At 73.2% G+C, this 18232-nt stretch carries 17 protein-coding genes; 7 read left to right on the plus strand and 10 right to left on the minus strand.

The window, feature by feature from the left end; all coding sequences use genetic code 11:
* Nucleotides 1-51 precede the first annotated feature (51 nt).
* Both ACFV9D_RS05190 and ACFV9D_RS05195 read left to right on the plus strand, forming a co-directional pair.
* Nucleotides 52-1278, plus strand: coding sequence for an ROK family protein (locus tag ACFV9D_RS05190; protein ID WP_385141121.1), 1227 nt, complete (start codon nucleotides 52-54; stop codon nucleotides 1276-1278).
* A 145-nt stretch (nucleotides 1279-1423) separates the two neighbouring features.
* Complete coding sequence (locus ACFV9D_RS05195; RefSeq protein ID WP_385141124.1) at nucleotides 1424-2188, plus strand: class I SAM-dependent methyltransferase; 765 nt, start codon at nucleotides 1424-1426, stop codon at nucleotides 2186-2188.
* Here ACFV9D_RS05195 and ACFV9D_RS05200 read toward each other — a convergent pair.
* Both ACFV9D_RS05200 and ACFV9D_RS05205 read right to left on the minus strand, forming a co-directional pair.
* Nucleotides 2161-2796: a DUF4865 family protein gene (locus ACFV9D_RS05200; protein ID WP_385141127.1), complete on the minus strand. Its 636-nt coding sequence runs from the start codon at nucleotides 2794-2796 to the stop codon at nucleotides 2161-2163. The two genes, ACFV9D_RS05195 and ACFV9D_RS05200, sit on opposite strands and share 28 nt — an antisense overlap.
* Before the next feature lie 29 nt (nucleotides 2797-2825).
* Nucleotides 2826-3413 carry a TetR/AcrR family transcriptional regulator gene (locus ACFV9D_RS05205; protein WP_385141130.1) on the minus strand — a complete coding sequence of 196 codons (588 nt, stop codon included), beginning with the start codon at nucleotides 3411-3413 and terminating at the stop codon, nucleotides 2826-2828.
* Nucleotides 3414-3601: 188 nt separating this feature from the next.
* Here ACFV9D_RS05205 and ACFV9D_RS05210 point away from each other — a divergent pair, with 188 nt between their 5' ends.
* The 3 genes from ACFV9D_RS05210 to ACFV9D_RS05220 are packed head-to-tail and all read left to right on the plus strand — an operon-like array spanning nucleotide 3602 to nucleotide 7208.
* On the plus strand, nucleotides 3602-3883 hold the full coding sequence (locus tag ACFV9D_RS05210) for an SHOCT domain-containing protein (protein ID WP_385141132.1): 282 nt from the start codon (nucleotides 3602-3604) through the stop codon (nucleotides 3881-3883).
* Nucleotides 3880-4659: an ABC transporter ATP-binding protein gene (locus ACFV9D_RS05215; RefSeq protein WP_385141135.1), complete on the plus strand. Its 780-nt coding sequence runs from the start codon at nucleotides 3880-3882 to the stop codon at nucleotides 4657-4659. The genes ACFV9D_RS05210 and ACFV9D_RS05215 overlap by 4 nt, the downstream gene beginning before the upstream one ends.
* Entirely contained in the window at nucleotides 4656-7208 is a 2553-nt protein-coding gene (locus tag ACFV9D_RS05220) for an ABC transporter permease (RefSeq protein ID WP_385141138.1), read from the plus strand. The genes ACFV9D_RS05215 and ACFV9D_RS05220 overlap by 4 nt, the downstream gene beginning before the upstream one ends.
* 170 nt (nucleotides 7209-7378) lie before the next feature.
* Here the strand turns inward: ACFV9D_RS05220 and ACFV9D_RS05225 are convergent, their stop codons facing one another.
* Both ACFV9D_RS05225 and ACFV9D_RS05230 read right to left on the minus strand, forming a co-directional pair.
* The gene (locus tag ACFV9D_RS05225) at nucleotides 7379-7990 is read right to left on the minus strand and encodes an ATP-binding protein (protein ID WP_385141141.1); all 612 of its coding nucleotides are present in this window, start codon (nucleotides 7988-7990) and stop codon (nucleotides 7379-7381) included.
* A 195-nt stretch (nucleotides 7991-8185) separates the two neighbouring features.
* Complete coding sequence (locus ACFV9D_RS05230; RefSeq protein ID WP_385141144.1) at nucleotides 8186-8491, minus strand: hypothetical protein; 306 nt, start codon at nucleotides 8489-8491, stop codon at nucleotides 8186-8188.
* Between the two features lie 174 nt (nucleotides 8492-8665).
* On the opposite strand from ACFV9D_RS05230, the gene ACFV9D_RS05235 reads away from it, so the two are divergent.
* The gene (locus ACFV9D_RS05235) at nucleotides 8666-9808 is read left to right on the plus strand and encodes a PLP-dependent cysteine synthase family protein (protein ID WP_385141146.1); all 1143 of its coding nucleotides are present in this window, start codon (nucleotides 8666-8668) and stop codon (nucleotides 9806-9808) included.
* Here the strand turns inward: ACFV9D_RS05235 and ACFV9D_RS05240 are convergent.
* From ACFV9D_RS05240 to ACFV9D_RS05250, 3 genes are read right to left on the minus strand one after another with little or no spacing between them, the layout of a single operon-like run.
* On the minus strand, nucleotides 9768-10268 hold the full coding sequence (locus ACFV9D_RS05240; RefSeq protein WP_385141149.1) for an SRPBCC family protein: 501 nt from the start codon (nucleotides 10266-10268) through the stop codon (nucleotides 9768-9770). The two genes, ACFV9D_RS05235 and ACFV9D_RS05240, sit on opposite strands and share 41 nt — an antisense overlap.
* Before the next feature lie 54 nt (nucleotides 10269-10322).
* Nucleotides 10323-10769 carry an SRPBCC family protein gene (locus ACFV9D_RS05245; RefSeq protein WP_385141151.1) on the minus strand — a complete coding sequence of 149 codons (447 nt, stop codon included), beginning with the start codon at nucleotides 10767-10769 and terminating at the stop codon, nucleotides 10323-10325.
* A complete protein-coding gene (locus ACFV9D_RS05250) occupies nucleotides 10766-11605 on the minus strand; it encodes a DeoR/GlpR family DNA-binding transcription regulator (protein WP_385141154.1) in 840 nt (279 codons plus the stop codon). The genes ACFV9D_RS05245 and ACFV9D_RS05250 overlap by 4 nt, the downstream gene beginning before the upstream one ends.
* A gap of 139 nt (nucleotides 11606-11744) precedes the next feature.
* Here ACFV9D_RS05250 and ACFV9D_RS05255 point away from each other — a divergent pair, with 139 nt between their 5' ends.
* Nucleotides 11745-14147 carry a hypothetical protein gene (locus ACFV9D_RS05255; RefSeq protein WP_385141157.1) on the plus strand — a complete coding sequence of 801 codons (2403 nt, stop codon included), beginning with the start codon at nucleotides 11745-11747 and terminating at the stop codon, nucleotides 14145-14147.
* Here the strand turns inward: ACFV9D_RS05255 and ACFV9D_RS05260 are convergent.
* From ACFV9D_RS05260 to ACFV9D_RS05270, 3 genes are all read right to left on the minus strand, one after another.
* Entirely contained in the window at nucleotides 14117-16531 is a 2415-nt protein-coding gene (locus tag ACFV9D_RS05260; protein ID WP_385141160.1) for a right-handed parallel beta-helix repeat-containing protein, read from the minus strand. The two genes, ACFV9D_RS05255 and ACFV9D_RS05260, sit on opposite strands and share 31 nt — an antisense overlap.
* An 82-nt stretch (nucleotides 16532-16613) precedes the next feature.
* Nucleotides 16614-17222 carry a hypothetical protein gene (locus tag ACFV9D_RS05265; RefSeq protein WP_385141162.1) on the minus strand — a complete coding sequence of 203 codons (609 nt, stop codon included), beginning with the start codon at nucleotides 17220-17222 and terminating at the stop codon, nucleotides 16614-16616.
* A gap of 164 nt (nucleotides 17223-17386) precedes the next feature.
* Nucleotides 17387-18211 carry an MOSC domain-containing protein gene (locus ACFV9D_RS05270; RefSeq protein WP_385141164.1) on the minus strand — a complete coding sequence of 275 codons (825 nt, stop codon included), beginning with the start codon at nucleotides 18209-18211 and terminating at the stop codon, nucleotides 17387-17389.
* Nucleotides 18212-18232 lie beyond the last annotated feature (21 nt).

Genomic DNA, 18232 nt, shown 5'->3' on the forward strand with positions numbered 1-18232 from the left:
CCACGGACCGCGCAAACCGTGCGACCGTCCGATCATGGGAGACTCGCCACCATGAACGGCAAGGCGACGACGACCAGGACACGGCTGGACAGGGGGCGGGGCGCGCTCGGGCCCGCGCTGGAACTGGTGCACACGGGACGCGCGCCGACCCGTGCCGTGCTCACCGCCGAACTGGGCGTCACCCGCGCCACCGCCGGTGCCGTCGCCGCCGAACTGGAGGCCCTCGGCCTCATCCGTGTCGACTCCAACCCCGGCGCCGCCGCCGGGTCCCAGGGACGCCCCTCGCACCGCCTCGCCGTCGACGAGAAGGGCCCCGTGGCCCTCGCCGCCCAGGTCCACTCCGACGGCTTCCGCGCCGCGCTCGTCGGCCTCGGCGGCACCATCGTGGCCACCGCGCCCGGGTGCGTCACCGTCTCCGCCGACCCCGCCCAGGTCCTCGGCGCCGTCGTCGACGCCGGCGCCGCTCTCCTCGAGGAGAGCGGGCGCCGCTGTGTCGGCGCGGGACTCGCCGCGCCGTCCGCCGTCGCCGAGCCCGAGGGCACCGCCCTCAACCCGCTCCACCTCGCCTGGCCGGCCGGCGCGCCGGTACGGGAGATCTTCGCCGAACGCGTCCGCGCCGCCGGCATCGAGGGCCCGGCCTTCACGGGCAACGACGTCAACCTCGCCGCCCTCGCCGAGCACCGGCACGGCGCCGGCCGCGGAGCGAAGGACCTCCTGTGCGTCGCCACCGGCCACCGGGGCGTCGGCGGCGCGCTCGTCCTCGACGGGCGCCTGCACACCGGAAGTTCGGGCCTCGCCCTCGAGGTCGGACATCTCACGGTCAACCCCGAGGGCCGCCCGTGCCACTGCGGCAGCCGCGGCTGCCTCGACGTCGAGACCGACCCGCTCGCCTTCCTGACCGTCGCCGGACGCGCCCCCGGCCCCGAGGTCTCGCTGCTCCAGGAAGCGCGCGACCTGCTGCGGAACAGCTCCGACGACCCGGGTGTGCGGGCCGCGACGGCGGAACTGATCGACCGTCTGGGCCTTGGCCTGGCGGGCCTGGTGAACATCCTGAACCCGGACCGGATCATCCTCGGCGGCCTGCACCGCGAGCTGTTGGACGCCGACCCCGACCGCCTGCGCGCGGTCGTAGCCGACCGCAGCCTGTGGGGCCGCAGCGGAGGCGTACCGATCCTCGCCTGCACGCTCGACCACAACAGCCTGGTGGGCGCGGCGGAGTTGGCCTGGCAGCCGGTCCTCGACGACCCACTGACAGCCCTGGGCCGCCCGTCGCCCTGACGCTCCACCACACGCACCTCGCCGGGCGACGGCCCTACGCTCCGCCCGCGCCCCGCGTCCCTTGCCGTGGGGCGCAGTGGGTCGCTCCGACCTCGTGCGTTAATCGCTGGGCAGGTCGCTCCCGCTCGCACTAGCGTTCCGGCACATGACCGATTCCGATCTTCCCCCGCGCCTCGGCAGTCTGACCTTCCATGGGCCGCTCTCCGAGACCCGGGCCGCACGGCTGATCGAGCGGCTCGCCGCAGGCTCGCCCGCAAGCGTGCTCGACATCGGGTGCGGCTGGGGCGAGTTGCTGCTGCGTGTTCTGGAGGCCGCGCCCGGGGCGACCGGTGTCGGGATCGACGTCAACGGCGAGGACCTCGCTCGAGGTCGGATCCTCGCCAAGGAGCGCGGGCTCGCGGGCCGCGTGGAGTTCGTGGAGGAGTCCGCGCTCGGCACCACCCGCGGGCCGGTCGACACGATCCTCTGTCTCGGGTCCAGCCACGCCCTGTGCGATCCCGAGCAGCCCCACGATCCGGCCGCCGCCCTGCGTGAACTGCGGCGCCTGGTACGGCCCGGCGGCCGCGTCGTCCTGGGCGAGAACTTCTGGCAGCGCATGCCGACGGACGAGGAGCTCGCCGCGATGTGGCCCGGTGCGCACACCGGGGACCACCTTCTGCTCGGACCCCTCGTGGACCTGGCCGTCGAGGCGGGATTCCGGCCCGCTTGGATCGAGACGGCGAGCCGTGGGGAGTGGGAGGAGTTCGAGTCCGGCTACCGCCACGACACCGAGCTCTGGCTGGCCGCCCACCCCGACCACCCGTTCGCCGCCGAGACCCGCGAACGGGTCGACCGCCAGCGCTCCTCCTGGCTGAACGGCTACCGGACCGTCCTCGGCATGGCCTACCTGACGCTCGTCCCGGTGGACTGACCGGCCAGGCCCGCCCGTTCCGGCGCGGACAGGTGCAGCACCCGGAAGCGCTCGCCAGAGCCGTAGCCCGCGTTCGAGCCCCCGCCCGAGCCCCCGCCCGAGCCCACCTCCGCGCCCTCCGCCCACAGGGTGAAGTGCAGCAGCTCCCAGTGCCGGGGATCGATCGCGAGCGCGCTCGCCACCACGCCGTCCTCACGGGCCTCGTCCGCGTGGCGGGCACGTGCCTCCGCCACCGCCCGCGCCGGCGCGATGTCCATCGGTACGGGGAGCCTGCGTCGCGTCGCGGTCCGTGGCGTCGCCGAGGCCGCCGGCCCCTCCTCGTAGCCGAGGCCCGTCCAGTGCTGCACCACCGGCCGGCCGAAGTCGTTCACGATTCCCTGGAAACCGGGGCCCCAGAGGAAGGAGTTCATCCCTTCCGGCGTCGTCCAGAGGTAGAACGGCGCGTACTGGTTCACCGGCGAGCCGTCCGCGCGTTCCCTGACCAGATACGCCTTGAGACCGAGGCCCGGGAAGTCGTCGAGGAGGTGGCCCTTCGTCGCCACCCGCTCGCGGATGATCCCCATGTCGTAGTCGGCGGGCAGCGTGATCTCGTACTGCATGGCATGCATCGGGTGGTCTCCGATTCTCGTGGGTGCGCTCAGGCGGTACGGGGCGACAGCGCGGCGAGCAGGGCGAGCAGGCCGCGGACGGCGTCGTCGAACGCGGCGGGGGAGCCGGCGGCGCGGGCCAGTACATAGCCGCCCTGCACGGTCGCCACGATCGTGGCCGCGAGCTCGGCCGGATCCAGGGGTCCGGTCAACTCCCCACTGTCCAGGCCCTCCTGGACGACACCGGCGAGTCGGCCGCGCAGCCAGTCGAGCGTCTCGTCGACCGGTGCGCGCAGCTCCTCGCTGGCTACGAGGTCCGGGTCCATCGTCAGCCGCCCGACCGGGCAGCCCCGCAACACCTCGCGCTCGCGCAGCAGATACCCCTCCAGGCGGGCGTACGCCGTGCCCGCGCCGCCCAGGACGGCTTCCGCCGTCGCCCGCATCTCCTCGGCCGTGCGGCGGATCGCCGCGAGCGCCAGGTCCGGTTTCCCGGCGAAGTGGTGGTACATGCTGCCCTGCCCGGCCCCGGCCGCCTGCTGGATCGCCTTCGGGCTCGTGCCCACGTAGCCGCGCTCCCAGAGCAGCTCCCGGGTGGCCTCGATCAGTCGCTCGGACGTCGTCATGAAGGCAGTGTACATACCAGTAGGTACAGAAGCCCGGTCGCCCGGGAGCAGCCGGGGCCGTCCTCCGTACTCCCCACGGCGTACGCGCGAAGCCGCTGGCCGTACGACGACCCGGACCCCCTCCACGGGCGAGTCTCGAAGCATCGGCACACACGCCGCCCGCACGACTCACGCACGACTCACGCACGAGGAGCTGAGAGATCATGAACACCCTCGCCCACGCGGGCCCCGGCCCTTGGGTCCTGTTCTTCCCCCTCGTCTGGGCGGCCGTGATCCTCACCGTGATCACCGTCCTGCGCCGCACCGGCCGGCTCGGCCGACGGGGTCCCGGACGGCGCCCGGCCTACGACGAGCAGTCCCCGATCGCGCTCCTCGGCCACCGTTTCGCGGCCGGTGAGATCGACGAGGACGAGTACTGGCGCCGGCTGACCGTCCTGGAGGAGCAGTTCGGCCGTACCGCCGGACCGAAGGGGCGAGCGGCATGACCACCACCGCCCCGCGCACCACCCGTACCGCCGCCCGGGTCGTCGACGCCGTGAAGGTCTACGGCGTCGGCGACACCGAGGTCAGGGCCCTGGACGGGGTGAGCGTCGACTTCCCGGCCGGCCGCTTCACCGCGATCATGGGCCCCTCGGGGTCAGGCAAATCCACCCTCATGCACTGCGCCGCCGGGCTCGACACCCTCACCTCCGGCGCGGCCCTCATCGGCGACACCGACCTCTCCGCCCTCGACGACCGGCGGCTCACGCTGCTGCGCCGCGAGCGGATCGGATTCGTCTTCCAGGCGTACAACCTGCTGCCGACCCTCACGGTCGCCGAGAACATCACCCTGCCCCTGGACCTCGCGGGCACCGTCGCCGACCGGGCCTGGCTCGACACCCTGATCGACACCGTCGGCCTGCGGGACCGGCTCCACCACCGGCCGAGTCAGCTCTCCGGCGGCCAGCAGCAACGCGTCGCCGTCGCCCGCGCCTTCGCCGGCACCCCCGACGTCGTCTTCGCCGACGAGCCCACCGGCAACCTCGACTCGCGCTCCGGCGAGGAGGTGTTGCGGCTCCTCGGCTGGACCGTACGGCAGACCGGCCGTACGGTCGTCATGGTCACCCACGACCCGGTCGCCGCCGCCCACGCGGACGAGGTGGTCTTCCTCGCCGACGGGCGGCTCGTCGACCGCATGGCAGAGCCGACCGCCGAACGCGTCCTCGACCGCATGAAGGCGTTCGACGCCAGGTCGCCCGCTCAAGGAGCGGTGACCTCATGAACGCCTCACTGAAACTCAGCCTCTCCGCGCTGCGCGCCCACAAGCGGCGCTTCGTCGGCACCTTCACCGCCATTCTGCTCGGGGTCGCCTTCCTGACCGGCACCCTCGTCATGGGCGACACGCTGCGTGCGAGCTTCGACTCGCTCTTCGGGGACGCGAGCAGCGGCACGGACGCCGTCGTCCGCAGCACGAGCGTGGTCACCGTCGAAGGCGAGAGCCAGGGAACCCGCAGCCCCGTCCCGGCCTCCCTCGCCGACGAGATCGCCAAGGTGCCCGCCGTCGCCGCGGCCGTTCCCCGGATCGAGGGCGCCGGCCAGCTGGTCGGCGCCGACGGCGATCCCATCGGCGGCCAGGGCCCGCCCACCCTCGCCGGCAACTGGATCGAGGACGCGAAACTCAACCCGTACGCCCTGGCCGAAGGCCGCGCCCCGCAGAAGTCCGGCGAGGTCGTCGTCAACCGCGGCGCCGCGAAGACCGGCGACCTGGCCGTCGGCGACACCACGGTCCTGCGTACCCCGGACCCGGTGAAGGTCACCGTCGTGGGACTCGCCACCTTCGGCGGCGAGGACGGCATGGCCCAGGTCACGTACACCGGGATGACCCGCGCCGACGCCGAGAAGTACCTCACGCCGAAGCCCGGTGACGCGGCCGGCATCCTCGTCCGTGCCGGGCCCGGCACCTCGCAGCAGGAACTGGTCGACGCGCTGGCGCCCGTCCTCCCCGAGGGAGTCGAGGCGATCACCGGCGAGCAGTCCGCAGCGGAGAACACGGAGATGATCTCCGGGCAGTTCCTGACCCTCTTCACCACCTTCCTGCTCGTCTTCAGCGGGGTCGCGCTGCTCGTCTCGGTCTTCTCGATCCACAACACCTTCGCCATCGTGGTCGCCCAGCGGACCCGCGAGAACGCGCTCCTGCGCGCGCTCGGCGCCTCCCGCCGCCAGGTCGTCGGCTCGACCCTCGTCGAGGCCGTGGCCGTCGGCCTCGTCGCCTCCGCGACCGGGCTCCTCGGCGGCATCGGCGTGGCTGCCGGGCTCCAGGCGCTCTTCCCCGCGATCGGCTTCCCGTTCCCCGAGGGCGCCCTCGTGATCAGCGGCCTTTCGTTGGCGCTGCCGTTCGCCGTCGGACTTCTCGTCTGCGTCGGCTCGGCCCTGCTGCCCGCCGTGAAGGCCGGGCGCACGGCGCCGCTCGCCGCGCTGCGCGAGACGGCGGTGGACGAGTCGGGCGCCTCGCGCGTGCGCGTCCTGATGGGCTCCGGCCTGCTGCTCGCCGCCGTCGCGGTCGTGCTCACGGGAGTCCTCGCCACGCCGTCGCTGTGGCTCGCGTCCGCAGGGGCGGTGCTCGCGCTCGCCGCGTTCGTCGTGCTCGGCCCGGTGGCCTCCTCCTTCGCGGTACGGGTACTCGGCGGCCCGCTGCGCGGGGCCAACCGCGGGCTCGCACGCCGCAACGCGCTGCGCAGCCCCAAGCGGACGGCCGCCACGGCCACCGCGCTGATGATCGGCGTCGCCGTCGTCTCGCTCTTCACGGTCTTCGGCGCCTCGCTGAAGGCGACCATGGACCAGACGGTCTCGCGCTCCTTCGCCGGAGACGTGGCCGTCAGCACGCCGTCGTTCGGCGCGGGCGGCAGCGGACTCAGCCCCCGGCTCGCCCCGGCGATCGCCGCCCTGCCCGAGGTGGAGACCGCCGTAGGTCTCGGCCAGGGCGTCGCGGAGGTCGACGGCGAGGGACGGGCCCTGACCGTCACCGATCCGGTCGCGCTCGCCCGCTCCTTCGACCTGGGCGACGTCCAGGGGTCGCTGAACGGCCTCGGCGTCGACGGCATCGCCGTCGCCGACACAGAGGCCGCGAAGTCCGGGCTGAAGCCGGGCGCCACCACCGAACTTGCCTTCACCGACGGCACCCAGCACACCTTCACCGTCAAGGCCGTCTACCAGCAGTCCGAGCTGGCCGGCGACTACGTCGTCAGCCGCGAGGCGTGGGCCCCGCACCGCGCCCAGGACTCCGACACGCTCGTCGCCGTGACCTTCCGCGACGGCGTCTCCGCCGACACGGGCAAGGCCGCGGTCGAGAACGTCGCCGAACAGTACGGCAACCCGGAGGTGCAGACCCGCGACGAGTACGCCGAGTCCTCGGCGGGCGGCATCGACATGATGCTCACGCTCGTCTACGCCCTGCTGGCGCTGGCCGTCCTGATCGCCCTGCTCGGCATCGCCAACACCCTGACCCTCGCGGTCCACGAGCGCACCCGCGAACTGGGCCTCCTGCGCGCCGTCGGTCAGACCCGCGCGCAATTGAAGGCCATGGTCCGCTGGGAATCCGTCCTGGTCGCGGCCTTCGGTACGGCCGGCGGTCTCGTACTCGGCGGCTTCCTCGGCTGGGTGCTGGTCACGGCGTCCGACGGAGCGAGCGACAGCGCGTTCGCCTTCGCCGTCCCGCCGCTGCAACTCGCGGTGGTCGCCCTGGTCGGCCTGGCCGCGGGCGCCGTGGCCGCCTGGCGCCCGGCGCGGCGGGCAGCCCGGCTGGACGTGCTGCGAGCGATCGCGACGGAATGACGCCGAGACGGAGCACATGTATCGGATCCCGGATATCGGATCTTGGATATCGGATCCGATACATGTGCTCCGGTGGCGCGGTGGCGCGGTGGCGCGGTGGCGCGGTGACCGGGTGGAGGTGGCCCCCACTGCGCCGCGCCCGGTCCAGCCCCCCGCTCCAGCCCCCGCTCTCAGCCCGCCAGAACCGACCGGGCGACCGCCGGTGCGCGGGCGGGCTCCGTCGGCGCGCCGAAGGGGACGCCCTCCAGGCTCGTGCCGTGCGCGCCACGGAAGCGGGTGTGGCCCACGAAGGGGCCGTCGGTGGTCGCGCCGTAGACGGCGTGGGAGCGGGAGGGGACGGAAACCGCGGGCGTCGGCGCCGGGAGCGTGAACCACACGACCTTCCCCGTCTCGCCGTGCGGGCGTATGCCCCAGCTCTCGCTGAGCGCCTCGATGATGGCCAGACCGCGGCCCGAGGTGGCCAACTCTTCGACGTCGAGGCCGTCCTGGGACCTCTGGGCCCCCGCCCCGGCGTCGAGTCCCGGTATCCGGGGGTCGTGGTCGCGGACCGAGACCGTGAGGCGGTCGAGCAGCAGCTCGATCTCGACGGTGCACCTCTTGTCCGGCTGTGCGTGCCGGTGAACATTGGTCAGCAGCTCGGTGACACCGAGCGCGGCATGGTCGATCAACGCATCGAGATGCCAGTAGCGCAGATGCGCCGATACGATTCTGCGGACCTGACCGATCCGCGACGGCAGGGCCTGGAGCTCCACCGTGCAGTGCCTGCTTGGCTCGCTGATCACGGCTGCGACTCCCCGAAGTAGTCCGGAAGAAGACGAAGATTCGGATCTGTCATGCGGTACAGCAGGGCGGCGGGCTGGATCGCAGCGTCACCGCCGGTAAACCCTCGGTGAGGTGGTTCCAGCCTGAACCAGTGGTGAGCGGCCCGCAACTCGCGGCGACCCGCCGCAGGTCACCGGCGTGTCACCGCTCCGTGTCTACCGACCCTTGGTCGCCTTCTTCAAGGCTTCGAGGAAGCGTCCGCGGCCGGCGGCCCGGTCCTGCGGCCCGTCCATGGTCAGGCGGTAGCGGGTCCCGTTGACCGTCGCCACCGTCTCGTCCTGCTTCGCGAACCAGGGCCGTCCCGCCCGGACGGAGTCCACCGGGGCGCTGTCGATCTCGCTGCCGTAACTGGTCAGCAATGACAGCCGGCCGTCCTCGATCCGTACCTCGCCCGCCCGGGTGAGCGAGCGGGGCCAGCGCTCGATCCGTACGCCCGTGGCCGTGAACTCGGGCTCCGACATATCGCTCCGCCCCCTTCGCACCGCTGCTCCGACCAGTGTGCCCGGCCGGCGGCGGGCGCACCAGGGGCCCTTCTGCAAGGGACTCCTATGGACCCCCAAAGCGAACGTTTGTGCAGGTGAGGGAGTTATCGTCACCAGTGGGGACCGTCGGGGGAAGGATGAGGAGAGGGACGCATGAGCACCACGGAGAACACGGTGTCGGGCACCGCGCCACAGGCCGCGGCCACCATCGACGTCGACCGCAGCGACCCGGCGTACCGCGCCTGGCTGAAGGAGGCCGTCCGCAAGGTCCAGGCCGACGCAAACCGCTCCGCCGACACCCATCTGCTGCGCTTCCCGCTCCCGGAGAAGTGGGGCATCGACCTCTACCTCAAGGACGAGTCGACCCACCCCACCGGCAGTCTGAAGCACCGCCTCGCCCGCTCGCTCTTCCTCTACGGCCTCTGCAACGGCTGGATCCGGCCCGGCAAGCCCGTCATCGAGGCGTCCAGCGGCTCGACGGCCGTCTCCGAGGCGTACTTCGCCAAGCTGATCGGGGTGCCTTTCATCGCCGTGATGCCGCGCACCACCAGCCCGGAGAAGTGCCGCCTCATCGAGTTCCACGGCGGGCAGTGCCACTTCGTCGACGACTCGCGCAAGATGTACGAGGAGTCCGCGGCCCTCGCCGAGCGGACCGGCGGGCACTACATGGACCAGTTCACCTACGCGGAGCGGGCCACCGACTGGCGGGGCAACAACAACATCGCCGAATCGATGTACCAGCAGCTGAAGCTGGAGCGCTACCCCGAGCCCACCTGGATCGTCGCGACCGCGGGCACGGGCGGCACCTCTGCGACCATCGCCCGCTATGTGCACTACATGCAGCACGACACCCGCATCTGTGTCGCCGACCCCGAGAACTCCTGTTTCTTCGACGGCTGGACGAACAACGACCCGCTCGCGACCTCGGACTGCGGCTCGCGCATCGAGGGCATCGGCCGGCCCCGCATGGAACCGAGCTTCGTGCCCGGCGCCATCGACCGGATGATGAAGGTCCCGGACGCGGCGAGCGTCGCCGCCGTCCGCGCCCTGGAGGCCGCGATCGGCCGCAAGGCGGGCGGCTCCACCGGCACGGGACTGTGGAGTGCGCTCAAGATCGTCGCCGAGATGGTGGAGCAGGGCCGTACCGGCAGTGTCGTGACCCTGCTCTGCGACCCGGGCGACCGCTACCTCGACAAGTACTACTCCGACGCCTGGCTGGCCGAGCAGGGCCTGGACATCGCGCCGTACGCCGCCGCTATCGACCGGTTCCTGGAGACGGGTGCCTGGCCGGAGTGAGCCGCCGGTCCAGGCGGCGCATCGCGTCCCGGAAGGACTTGCCCACGCCCGGCCGCGCCAGGCGCATGGCGAGGAGGCAGGGCGCGGCGCCGTCGACGGCCATCGTCCAGCGGACGCGGGTGCCCGCGCCGGCGGGGGAGAGGGTCCAGTCCTCCAGCATGGCGTTCACGCCCGGTGCGTTGGTCTCGTCGATCCGGTAGGCGTACCGGGTGTCCGGCTCGTTGGCCATGATCGTCTCCTGGAACACGATCCCGCCCCGCAGCCGCACCGTCCGGCCGGCGCCGTCCCCGGTCGGGGCCGCGGAGGTCACGGCCGTGAACCAGGCGGGCATGGAACCGAGCTCCACCGCCAGTGAGCGGTGGACGGCGGCGGGCGGAGCCGCCAGCTCGGCCGTGAACACCAGACGGACGGGCGCGGACGTGGCGAAGTCGAGCTCCACGAGCCTGAGTCGGCGGGCCATGGACCGTACCTCCCGGAGGCGGGGCTGGAGTGCGCCACGATAGCTGACGTGACGTCAGCTGCCCAGGAGTCCGTCCATCGCCCGGCCGAACAACCACCGCCCGGCGAGGGCCAGTACGGGGTCGAGCACGGGATCGAGCGCGCGCGGCACCCCGCGTACTCGCAGCTCCTCCACCCACACCGCGCGGGAGCCGCCCGGCGCCCCGTACACCTCGATCGCGACCCGGCCGAGCACCACCCGGCCCCGTTTCTCCAGCCGGCACGTGCCGGACCGCCCGGACGCCGGCGGCTCCCAGTGGACGACCTCCATCAGGTCGTCGAAGGCGAGCCGTCCGATGCCCGTACGGGCCACGAACCGGCTTCCCACGCCCATGGGTCCGGGGGAGAGCAGCCTGGTCCGGGTCAGCGGCACCAGGCGGCCGTGCGTGCGGAAGTCGGTGAGCCGCCGCCACATCTCCTCGGCCGGAAGGGCCGAGGAGCGCTCGACGCGGAAGAGGCTCACACCCCCTCGCCCTCGTCCTCGCCCGCCACCACCAGACCCGGCAGCTGCTCCGCCATCTCCGCCCGGGTCTGCGGCGACAGGCCCGCGTCCGTCACCAGCGTGTCCACCTCGTCGAGCCGGGCGAACGAACTCAGGCCCACCGTCCCCCACTTGGTGTGGTCCGCGACCACCACCACCCGGCGGGCCGAGCGCATCAGACGCCGGTTCGTCTCCGCCTCCGCGAGGTTCGGCGTCGAGAGGCCGGCCTCCACCGAGACCCCGTGCACCCCGAGGAACAGCACGTCGTAGTGGAGCGAGCGGATCGCCTGGTCCGCCACCGGTCCCACCAGCGCGTCAGACGGGGTCCGCACGCCGCCCGTGAGCACCACGGTCGCCGCACCCGGCCGCGTCTCGCCGCTCGCCGAGCCGGCGTGGTGCGCCGTGTGGAAGACGTCGGCGACCCGCACCGAGTTCGTCACCACCGTCAGGTCCGGCACGTCGAGGAGATGCCCCGCCAGGGCGAACGTCGTCGTACCGCCCGACAGAGCGATCGCCGAACCGGGCGCGACCATCAGCGCCGCCGTCCGGGCGATCTCCTCCTTCGCGCCCAGTTCGAGCGCGGACTTGGCCTCGAACCCCGGCTCGTGCGAACTCGTCTCGACCACCGGCACCGCGCCGCCGTGCACCTTCTCGACGACACCCTGGCGGGCCAGCGCGTCCAGGTCCCGGCGGACCGTCATGTCCGAGACGTTGAGCCGCCGTGTCAGCTCGTTGACCCGTACACCGCCGCGTCGCCGCACCTCGTCCAGAATGAGGGCGCGCCGCTGCTCCGCGAGGAGATTCTGATGGTCGCTCACCACCGGGTGCCGTTCCTTCCGAAGGGGACTGGGGGATTGCCGTCGGATTCGGTGAGAGGCCGTGCACACGCGCACGGCCTCCGCGATCCTGATGCATGCCTGCCGTCGAATCCTCCCACCCAGAGAGCGAGACACCGAAGTGTCCCCTGCCACACCTGCCCCGAAGAGCGGAGGTGCGGCGCTCGAGCTCCTCGTCCACGGTGTCGGCGGAGCCACGCCGCAGGACATGCTGGACGACCCCCGTACGGTCAGGGTCACCGGCGACACGACCGCCGCCATGCACCGCCGCACCGACGACCTCGACGCGGAGGACCATCCCGAGCGCTACGCCGAACGGCCGGTCCCGGAGGCGTACTGCTGGTCCAACCTCACCTCCGGCAACGGTGCCCGCGCCCTGTGGCTGCTGCTCCTGCCCTTCATGGTCGCCAACCTCGCCCACTGGATGCGCCCGCCGGGCAAGGGGCGTCGCGGTCTCGTCCGCCTGTACGGGGTGCTGGTGCGGCTCGTGGCCCTCACCCTCACCGTGCTGCTCACCGCCGCCGCCTGCGAGGTCGCGCTCGATCTGACGGCCTGGCAGTGCGCCGGTTCGGCCGTCTGCGCCGAGGACCGCTCCTGGCTCGGCTTCCTCTCGGCAGAACGGGGCGGCTGGTGGTCCCAGCCGGGCCGCCGCCTCGCGCTCGCCGCGGTCGTCCCGGCCGCGCTCGTGGGGCTGCTCTGGTACCTCTCCAACCGGACGTGGAGCGCGTACGAGGCCCAGCGCCCGCCCACGGGGTACGACGACGCCCCCGCGGAACCCGCGGAACCGGCGGCGGTCGAGGGGGACGACGACGCAGATGCCACCCCCACCGAACTCCGCCCGGCGCTCGGCCGCCCCGGGTTCTGGTACGGCCGGCGGCTCGTCGCCCGGCTGCGCGCCGCCCACACCGCCGCGGGCTTCCTCACCGTCGCCGCGGCCCTCACCGGAGCTGCCGCCCGACACGACCGTCGCGCGCCCGAAGCGCCGCCCGAAGCCTTCGGCTGGGCCCTCCAGACCGCCTTCGTCGTCCTCGCCGCCGTCGTCCTCTGGGTCGTCTGCCGCCGCGGGCGCAGCGAGAAGCGACTCGACCTGCGGCTCGAACGGGCCCTGGTCTCCTGGCTGCCCGGCGCCTCCCTCGTCCTGCTCGCCCTCGCCGTCCTCCACGCCGGCTGGTCCCGCCCCGACTGGCGCTCGGCCGGCACCCTGCCCGGCGACGCCGCCTTCGGCGTCCTGACCCTGGCCCAGGGCGGACTCGTCGTCGCCCTCGGCGTGGTCGCCCTCCTCCTGCACCGCCCCCACCGCGAGCCCCGCACCGCCCTCTACGGCCTCGGCGGCCCCGCCGTCGCCATGCTCGCCTGCGCGCTGGGCGGCGTAATGTCCGGCGGCGTCGCCCAGCGCGTGGCCGACTGGCTGGACGGGTCAGGCACCCCCGGCATGGGGGCGGAGTCTCCCGTCGCCCCACCGGTGCTACTGAGTTGGCAGGCCTCCGTCATCCCCGTCCTGCTGCTGATGCTGCTCGCCCCGATCGTCTTCCTCGCCGTACGGACCGCGCGCGCCGCCCGCCGCCTCGGGCCCGTCGTCGAGGCCGAGTACCGCGCGGAGGACCCCGACCCCGTCCGTACCGCACGGATCGGCGCCGCCCGGGCCACGGCCGGACTCACCGACGTGGCCCCCGGCCTCGTCGGGATCGTCTCCGGCGCGACCCTGCTGCTCGGCGCGGCCTCCGTCGCCGGCGCCTGGGCCAGCGGAAACGTTCCCGGCCGGGCCTTCGACGGCGCCCACCCCGCGATCGCCTCCGCCGCCGACACGGCCCAGTCCCTCGGCTCCTGGATGATCGGCTTCGGCTTCCTGCTCTTCGTCACCTGGGGCCGCCGCGCCTACAAGGACGCCTCGGCCCGCCGCACCATCGGCATCCTGTGGGACGTCGGCACCTTCTGGCCGCGCGCCGCGCACCCCTTCGCCCCGCCCTGCTACGCCGAACGGGCCGTCCCCGACCTCACCTGGCGGATGAGCTCCTGGACCCGGCACACCGGCGGCCGGCTCGTCATCTCCGGCCACTCCCAGGGAAGCGTGCTGGCCGCTGCGGCCGTCTGGCAGCTGTCGCCTGCGACCCGCGGCCGGGTGGCGCTGCTGACCTACGGCTCCCCGCTGGAACGGCTCTACGGGCGCTGGTTCCCCGCCTACTTCGGCCCGGGCCCGCTGCGCGCCCTGCACCGTACGGTCCACTGCTGGAGCAACCTCTACCGCGCCACCGACCCGATAGGCGGACCCGTACGGGTGCCCGCCGCCGGCGACAAGCCGGCCGTCGACCGCGCCGTACTGCTCGATCCGCTGGCCTACGGCCGCACCCACCAACACCCGTTGCCGGAACCGATCCTGGGCCACTCCGACTACCGGGCCGACCCGGTGTTCGCCGCCGAACGGTCCGTACTCCTGGACCGGCTGCCGCCCGCCCTGCCCCGGCAGCGCGGCGGCGAGGCCGACGACCAGGCGGATCAGGGGAGTTCGGGCAGGTCCTCCGGATAGAGCAGCGTCAGGTCGTCCGTGCTCACCTCGGTGAGCACGGCGACCCGCCCCGCGTGCCGTTCCACCATCGACTCGAACGTCTGCCGCGCCGTACGGCCGTTGCCGAACGCAGGACCCTTCGGCAGCTCGGTGAAGTACTTCCGCAGCGCCTCGTCCGTGCCCTGCGCGAGCCGGTACTCGTGCTCGTCGGCCTGCTGCTCCACGATCCGCAACAGCTCGTCCGGCACGTAGTCGCTGAAGGAGATGGTCCGTGAGAAACGGGACGCCACACCGGGGTTGACGGTCAGGAAGCGTTCCATCTCCGCCGTGTAGCCGGCCACGATCACGACGACCGCGTCGCGGTGGTCCTCCATCAGCTTCACCAGCGTGTCGATCGCCTCGCGCCCGAAGTCCCGGCCGGAGTCCTCCGGCGACAGCGCGTACGCCTCGTCGACGAACAGCACCCCGCCGCGCGCCCGGTCGAAGGCCTCCTGCGTCCGGATCGCCGTCGAACCGATGTGCTCGCCCACCAGGTCGACCCGGGAGACCTCGACCAGATGCCCGCGCTCCAGGACGCCCAGCGAGGCGAGGATCTCGCCATAGAGCCGGGCGACGGTCGTCTTGCCCGTGCCCGGGTTTCCGGTGAAGACCAGATGGCGGCGGACCGAAGCCGCCTTGAGACCGGCCTCCTGCCGCCTGCGCCCGACCTCGATCATGTTGGTGAGCGTGCGCACCTCGTGCTTCACGCTCTCCAGGCCCACCAGCGCGTCCAGTTCACCGAGCACGTCGTGCGAGGAGCGCGCCTCGGGAGCTGGCTCGGGGAGGGGCGCGGCCGGGGGGACGACGGGGGAGCGCGGCGCGGGAACCGTACCGAGCAGCCCCGCCGACTGCGTCGCCGTCAGCACGGTCCCCGAGTCCGGGGCCGGAGCCGTACGCACCGCGCTCTCGTCGCTCGTGCAGTCCTCCGCCACCGGTCCCTCGTCGGGGAACTCGTACCCCCCGCGCGCGCAGCGCTCCGTACGGCACTTGCGCAGGGTCGTGCGGCAGCCGTCCATCACATGGAAGCCGTAGCCGCCGCTCCCGGTCACCCGGCAACCGTGGAAGGAGCCGCGCCCCTCGGCGGAGACGTAGAAACCGGCCTCGGCGGGCGAGGTGACCGTGCACCGCTCGATCGTCGGGTCGGCGCCCTTGGTGACGATGACCCCCGTCTGCACGGCGTCGATGGTGCACCCGCCGAGCGTCCCGCCGCTGCCGTGGTCCCGGAACCACGCGCCCGTGGACGCCTCCCGGATCCGGCAGTCGTCGAGCTGCGCGGTCGCCCCGTCGCTCACCGACACCGCCGTGTTCCGCACCTGCGACAGATCGCTGTCGACGACGTCCGCGCGCGACCCCCGGTCGAGGACGAACAGCGCGTCCGGCACGTCGTGCACCCGGCACGCGTCCAGGACGGCGGTGGCCCCGTCGCTGATCCAGACCGCCGGGTAGTCGCCCGTACTGTCGTGGATCTCGCACTGGTTGGCGTCCACCCGGGTGCCCGGGTCCCACACCGAGAGGCCGTTGCGTCCGAAGCGGCGCACGGTGGAGCGGGTCAACGTCAGGACGGAGCGCGAACGCAGGTCGACCGCGTTCTCGGGGATGTCGTGGATGTCGCAGTCGGAGAGGGTGAGGACCGCGTCCGTGTCGAGCGTGATGCCGTCGGCCGACGTGCGGTGCACCGAGGAGTCGGTCAGATGCGCGGTCGCGCGGGCCGCGATCTGCACACCGGTGCCCTTGATCTCGTACACCTCGCAGCCGATGCCCTCCAGACCGCTGCCCTCGCCGTTGACGGTGATCCCGGCCCCCGAGGCGTGATGGACCCGGCAGCGCTCCAGCCGCGGATGCGCACCGCCGCGCACGGAGACCCCGGACTGCCCGGCCGAGACGATCTCGCACTCCTCGAACACCCCACCCGCGCCGTCGAGTACGGCGATGCCGACGCCCGCCGGATTGTCGACGGTGCAGCGGCGGACGGTGGGGCGGGCGGCGCCGCGGACCTCGAGCCCCGCGGCCGAACGCGTCACGATCCGCAGATCCAGCAGCTCCGGGGTGCCGTCCTCGACGAGCAGCGCGGGCGCGGCGGAGTCCTGCCCCTCGACGTGCAGGTCCTGGACGGTCGCGGACGCACGTACGGTCAGCGGTACGCCGTCCACGGGAGCGATCCGGACCGAGCCGACCCCGCCCTCGGGGCCGCGCAGGGTGACGGCGCGCTGGATGACGAGGTTCTCCCGGTAGGTGCCGGGCGCGACGGTGAGGACGTCGCCGTCCCCCGCCGCCTCCAGGGCTGCGGCGAGGGAGGCGTACTCACCCGTGCGGCGCCGCCACCGCGATGTGCCGGTGTGCGTCACCTGGACCGTGCCCTGTGCCATGGGTGTGCTCTGCCCCCGCCTCATGCGTCGCTGCTGATCCGATGCCCCACCGTAGCGCGCGCGAGGGCGGCGGGTTGACGGGTCAGCTGCCCGCGCCCGTACGCCCCCAGTCGGGACCGGCCTTGGCCCACGCACGGTCGAGGCGCTGGTACCGCCGGTGTACCAGCCTTCGTACGACCAGCCGCCTGGCCGCCTCGACGAAGACGCCGGCCAGGGCCGCCGTGAGCAGCCCGACGACGATCGCGTGGGCGTGCGCGGTCTCCGGCTTCATGGGCGCGGTGACCGGGCGTCCGCCGCGGTCCGTCCAGAGCGGGAAGGTGCCGCCGGGATCGGCGAGTTCGCGCCGGGTGGTCACCGTGCCCGTGCGGGAGGTGCCGTCCGGCGCCGTCCAGCGCGCCACGACGGCGCGGCGGAGCGGCTGTTCGCCCGCGGAATCGGGGCTGGCGAGCCCGGGGGCCGGGGGGTCGGAGAGCCGGACGACCCGGGCCGTCGTGGGCTGTCGCAGCCGGTACTGGTCCTGGACGGCGCGCTGGAGCGAGGCGTCGGTGCGCGTCCCCGCGACCCAGCCGGCCGCGGGCACCGCGAGGGCGAGCAGCACCAGGGCGACGAGCGCGACCCACGCCTCGATCAGATCCGTGGTCCGGCGCAGGGGATTGTGCCGCCAGCGCCAGACTCCGGTGGCTGCTCGCACCCTCACACCCCCTCGTTGTCCTGTGGCTCTCTCAACGAGTCTGCCCCGGGGGAGGGTTCCCCGCCTGTCGGGACGGGAAGTGTGACGCGATCGCGGGGCGGCAGGCGTGGCGGGTGCGGGCGAGGGCGCCGATGGCGCGGGTGCAGTTCGTGGGTGGTCGTGCCTCAGTCGAGGATCTTGACCTCGTCGCCGACCCGGATGGTGCCGGTGTGCTCGGGAACGAGGTTCTGGCCGAAGATCAGCCGGCTGCCGTCCTTGCGGTGCAGGGCGAGCGTACGCAGCGGCTCCTTGCCGCGCGCGGCGGTCACCTGGTCGGTGGTGGTCACGACACAGCGACCGCAGGACCTGGCGACCCGGAAGGTGACCTCCCCGATGGCGAGCCGGGTCCAGCCGTCCTCGGCCCAGGGGGCCGTTCCGTCGACGACCACGTTGGGGCGGAAGCGGTTCATGGGCAGCGGGCCCTCGTCGGCGTGATCGCCCTGGGCGATCAGCGAATTGAGGGCGTCGAGGGAGGCGGTGGTGGTGGCGAGCAGCGGAAAGCCGTCTGCGAAGCTCACCGTCTCGCCCGGCAGGGCGAACTCGGGCTTGATCGGACGGCGGTGCGCCGGCTCGTCCATGTGGACGAGCCGGACCTCCGTCTCCAGGTACGCGCTGAACCACGCGGCGGCCGCGGGATCGGCCGGTACCGCCTCCACCGGAGTCTCGAAGACCTCCACCCGGATCGTGGACGACGGCCGCGGCACCTCGACCGAAAGCGCCGGGTGGCCGGACGCGGACACCCTGATGCCACCGCCCGGCAGCGGTTCGGCCGAGGCCAACGCCATCCGCGGATGACGGCGTTGGGTCACGACCTTGCCGGAGCTGTCCACGACGGCCCAGCGGCGGTCACCGGCCAGTCCCCATGGCTGGACCTCCGCCTCGGCGGGTGCGTACCCACGCACCGCCTTGACCGGGTGGACATGGACGGAGCGAAGACGAGGAATCGACATGTCGTCATCCTGTCAGCCGCT

The organism is Streptomyces sp. NPDC059875 (genome assembly GCF_042731085.1).
Lineage (GTDB): Bacteria > Actinomycetota > Actinomycetes > Streptomycetales > Streptomycetaceae > Streptomyces.

Coding starts and splice junctions, on each gene's coding strand:
- ACFV9D_RS05190 (WP_385141121.1), top strand. CDS start 52: ATGAACGGCAAGGCGACGACGACCAGGACACGGCTGGACAGGGGGCGG.
- ACFV9D_RS05195 (WP_385141124.1), top strand. CDS start 1,424: ATGACCGATTCCGATCTTCCCCCGCGCCTCGGCAGTCTGACCTTCCAT.
- ACFV9D_RS05200 (WP_385141127.1), bottom strand. CDS start 2,796: ATGCATGCCATGCAGTACGAGATCACGCTGCCCGCCGACTACGACATG.
- ACFV9D_RS05205 (WP_385141130.1), bottom strand. CDS start 3,413: ATGTACACTGCCTTCATGACGACGTCCGAGCGACTGATCGAGGCCACC.
- ACFV9D_RS05210 (WP_385141132.1), top strand. CDS start 3,602: ATGAACACCCTCGCCCACGCGGGCCCCGGCCCTTGGGTCCTGTTCTTC.
- ACFV9D_RS05215 (WP_385141135.1), top strand. CDS start 3,880: ATGACCACCACCGCCCCGCGCACCACCCGTACCGCCGCCCGGGTCGTC.
- ACFV9D_RS05220 (WP_385141138.1), top strand. CDS start 4,656: ATGAACGCCTCACTGAAACTCAGCCTCTCCGCGCTGCGCGCCCACAAG.
- ACFV9D_RS05230 (WP_385141144.1), bottom strand. CDS start 8,491: ATGTCGGAGCCCGAGTTCACGGCCACGGGCGTACGGATCGAGCGCTGG.
- ACFV9D_RS05235 (WP_385141146.1), top strand. CDS start 8,666: ATGAGCACCACGGAGAACACGGTGTCGGGCACCGCGCCACAGGCCGCG.
- ACFV9D_RS05240 (WP_385141149.1), bottom strand. CDS start 10,268: ATGGCCCGCCGACTCAGGCTCGTGGAGCTCGACTTCGCCACGTCCGCG.
- ACFV9D_RS05260 (WP_385141160.1), bottom strand. CDS start 16,531: ATGGCACAGGGCACGGTCCAGGTGACGCACACCGGCACATCGCGGTGG.
- ACFV9D_RS05270 (WP_385141164.1), bottom strand. CDS start 18,211: ATGTCGATTCCTCGTCTTCGCTCCGTCCATGTCCACCCGGTCAAGGCG.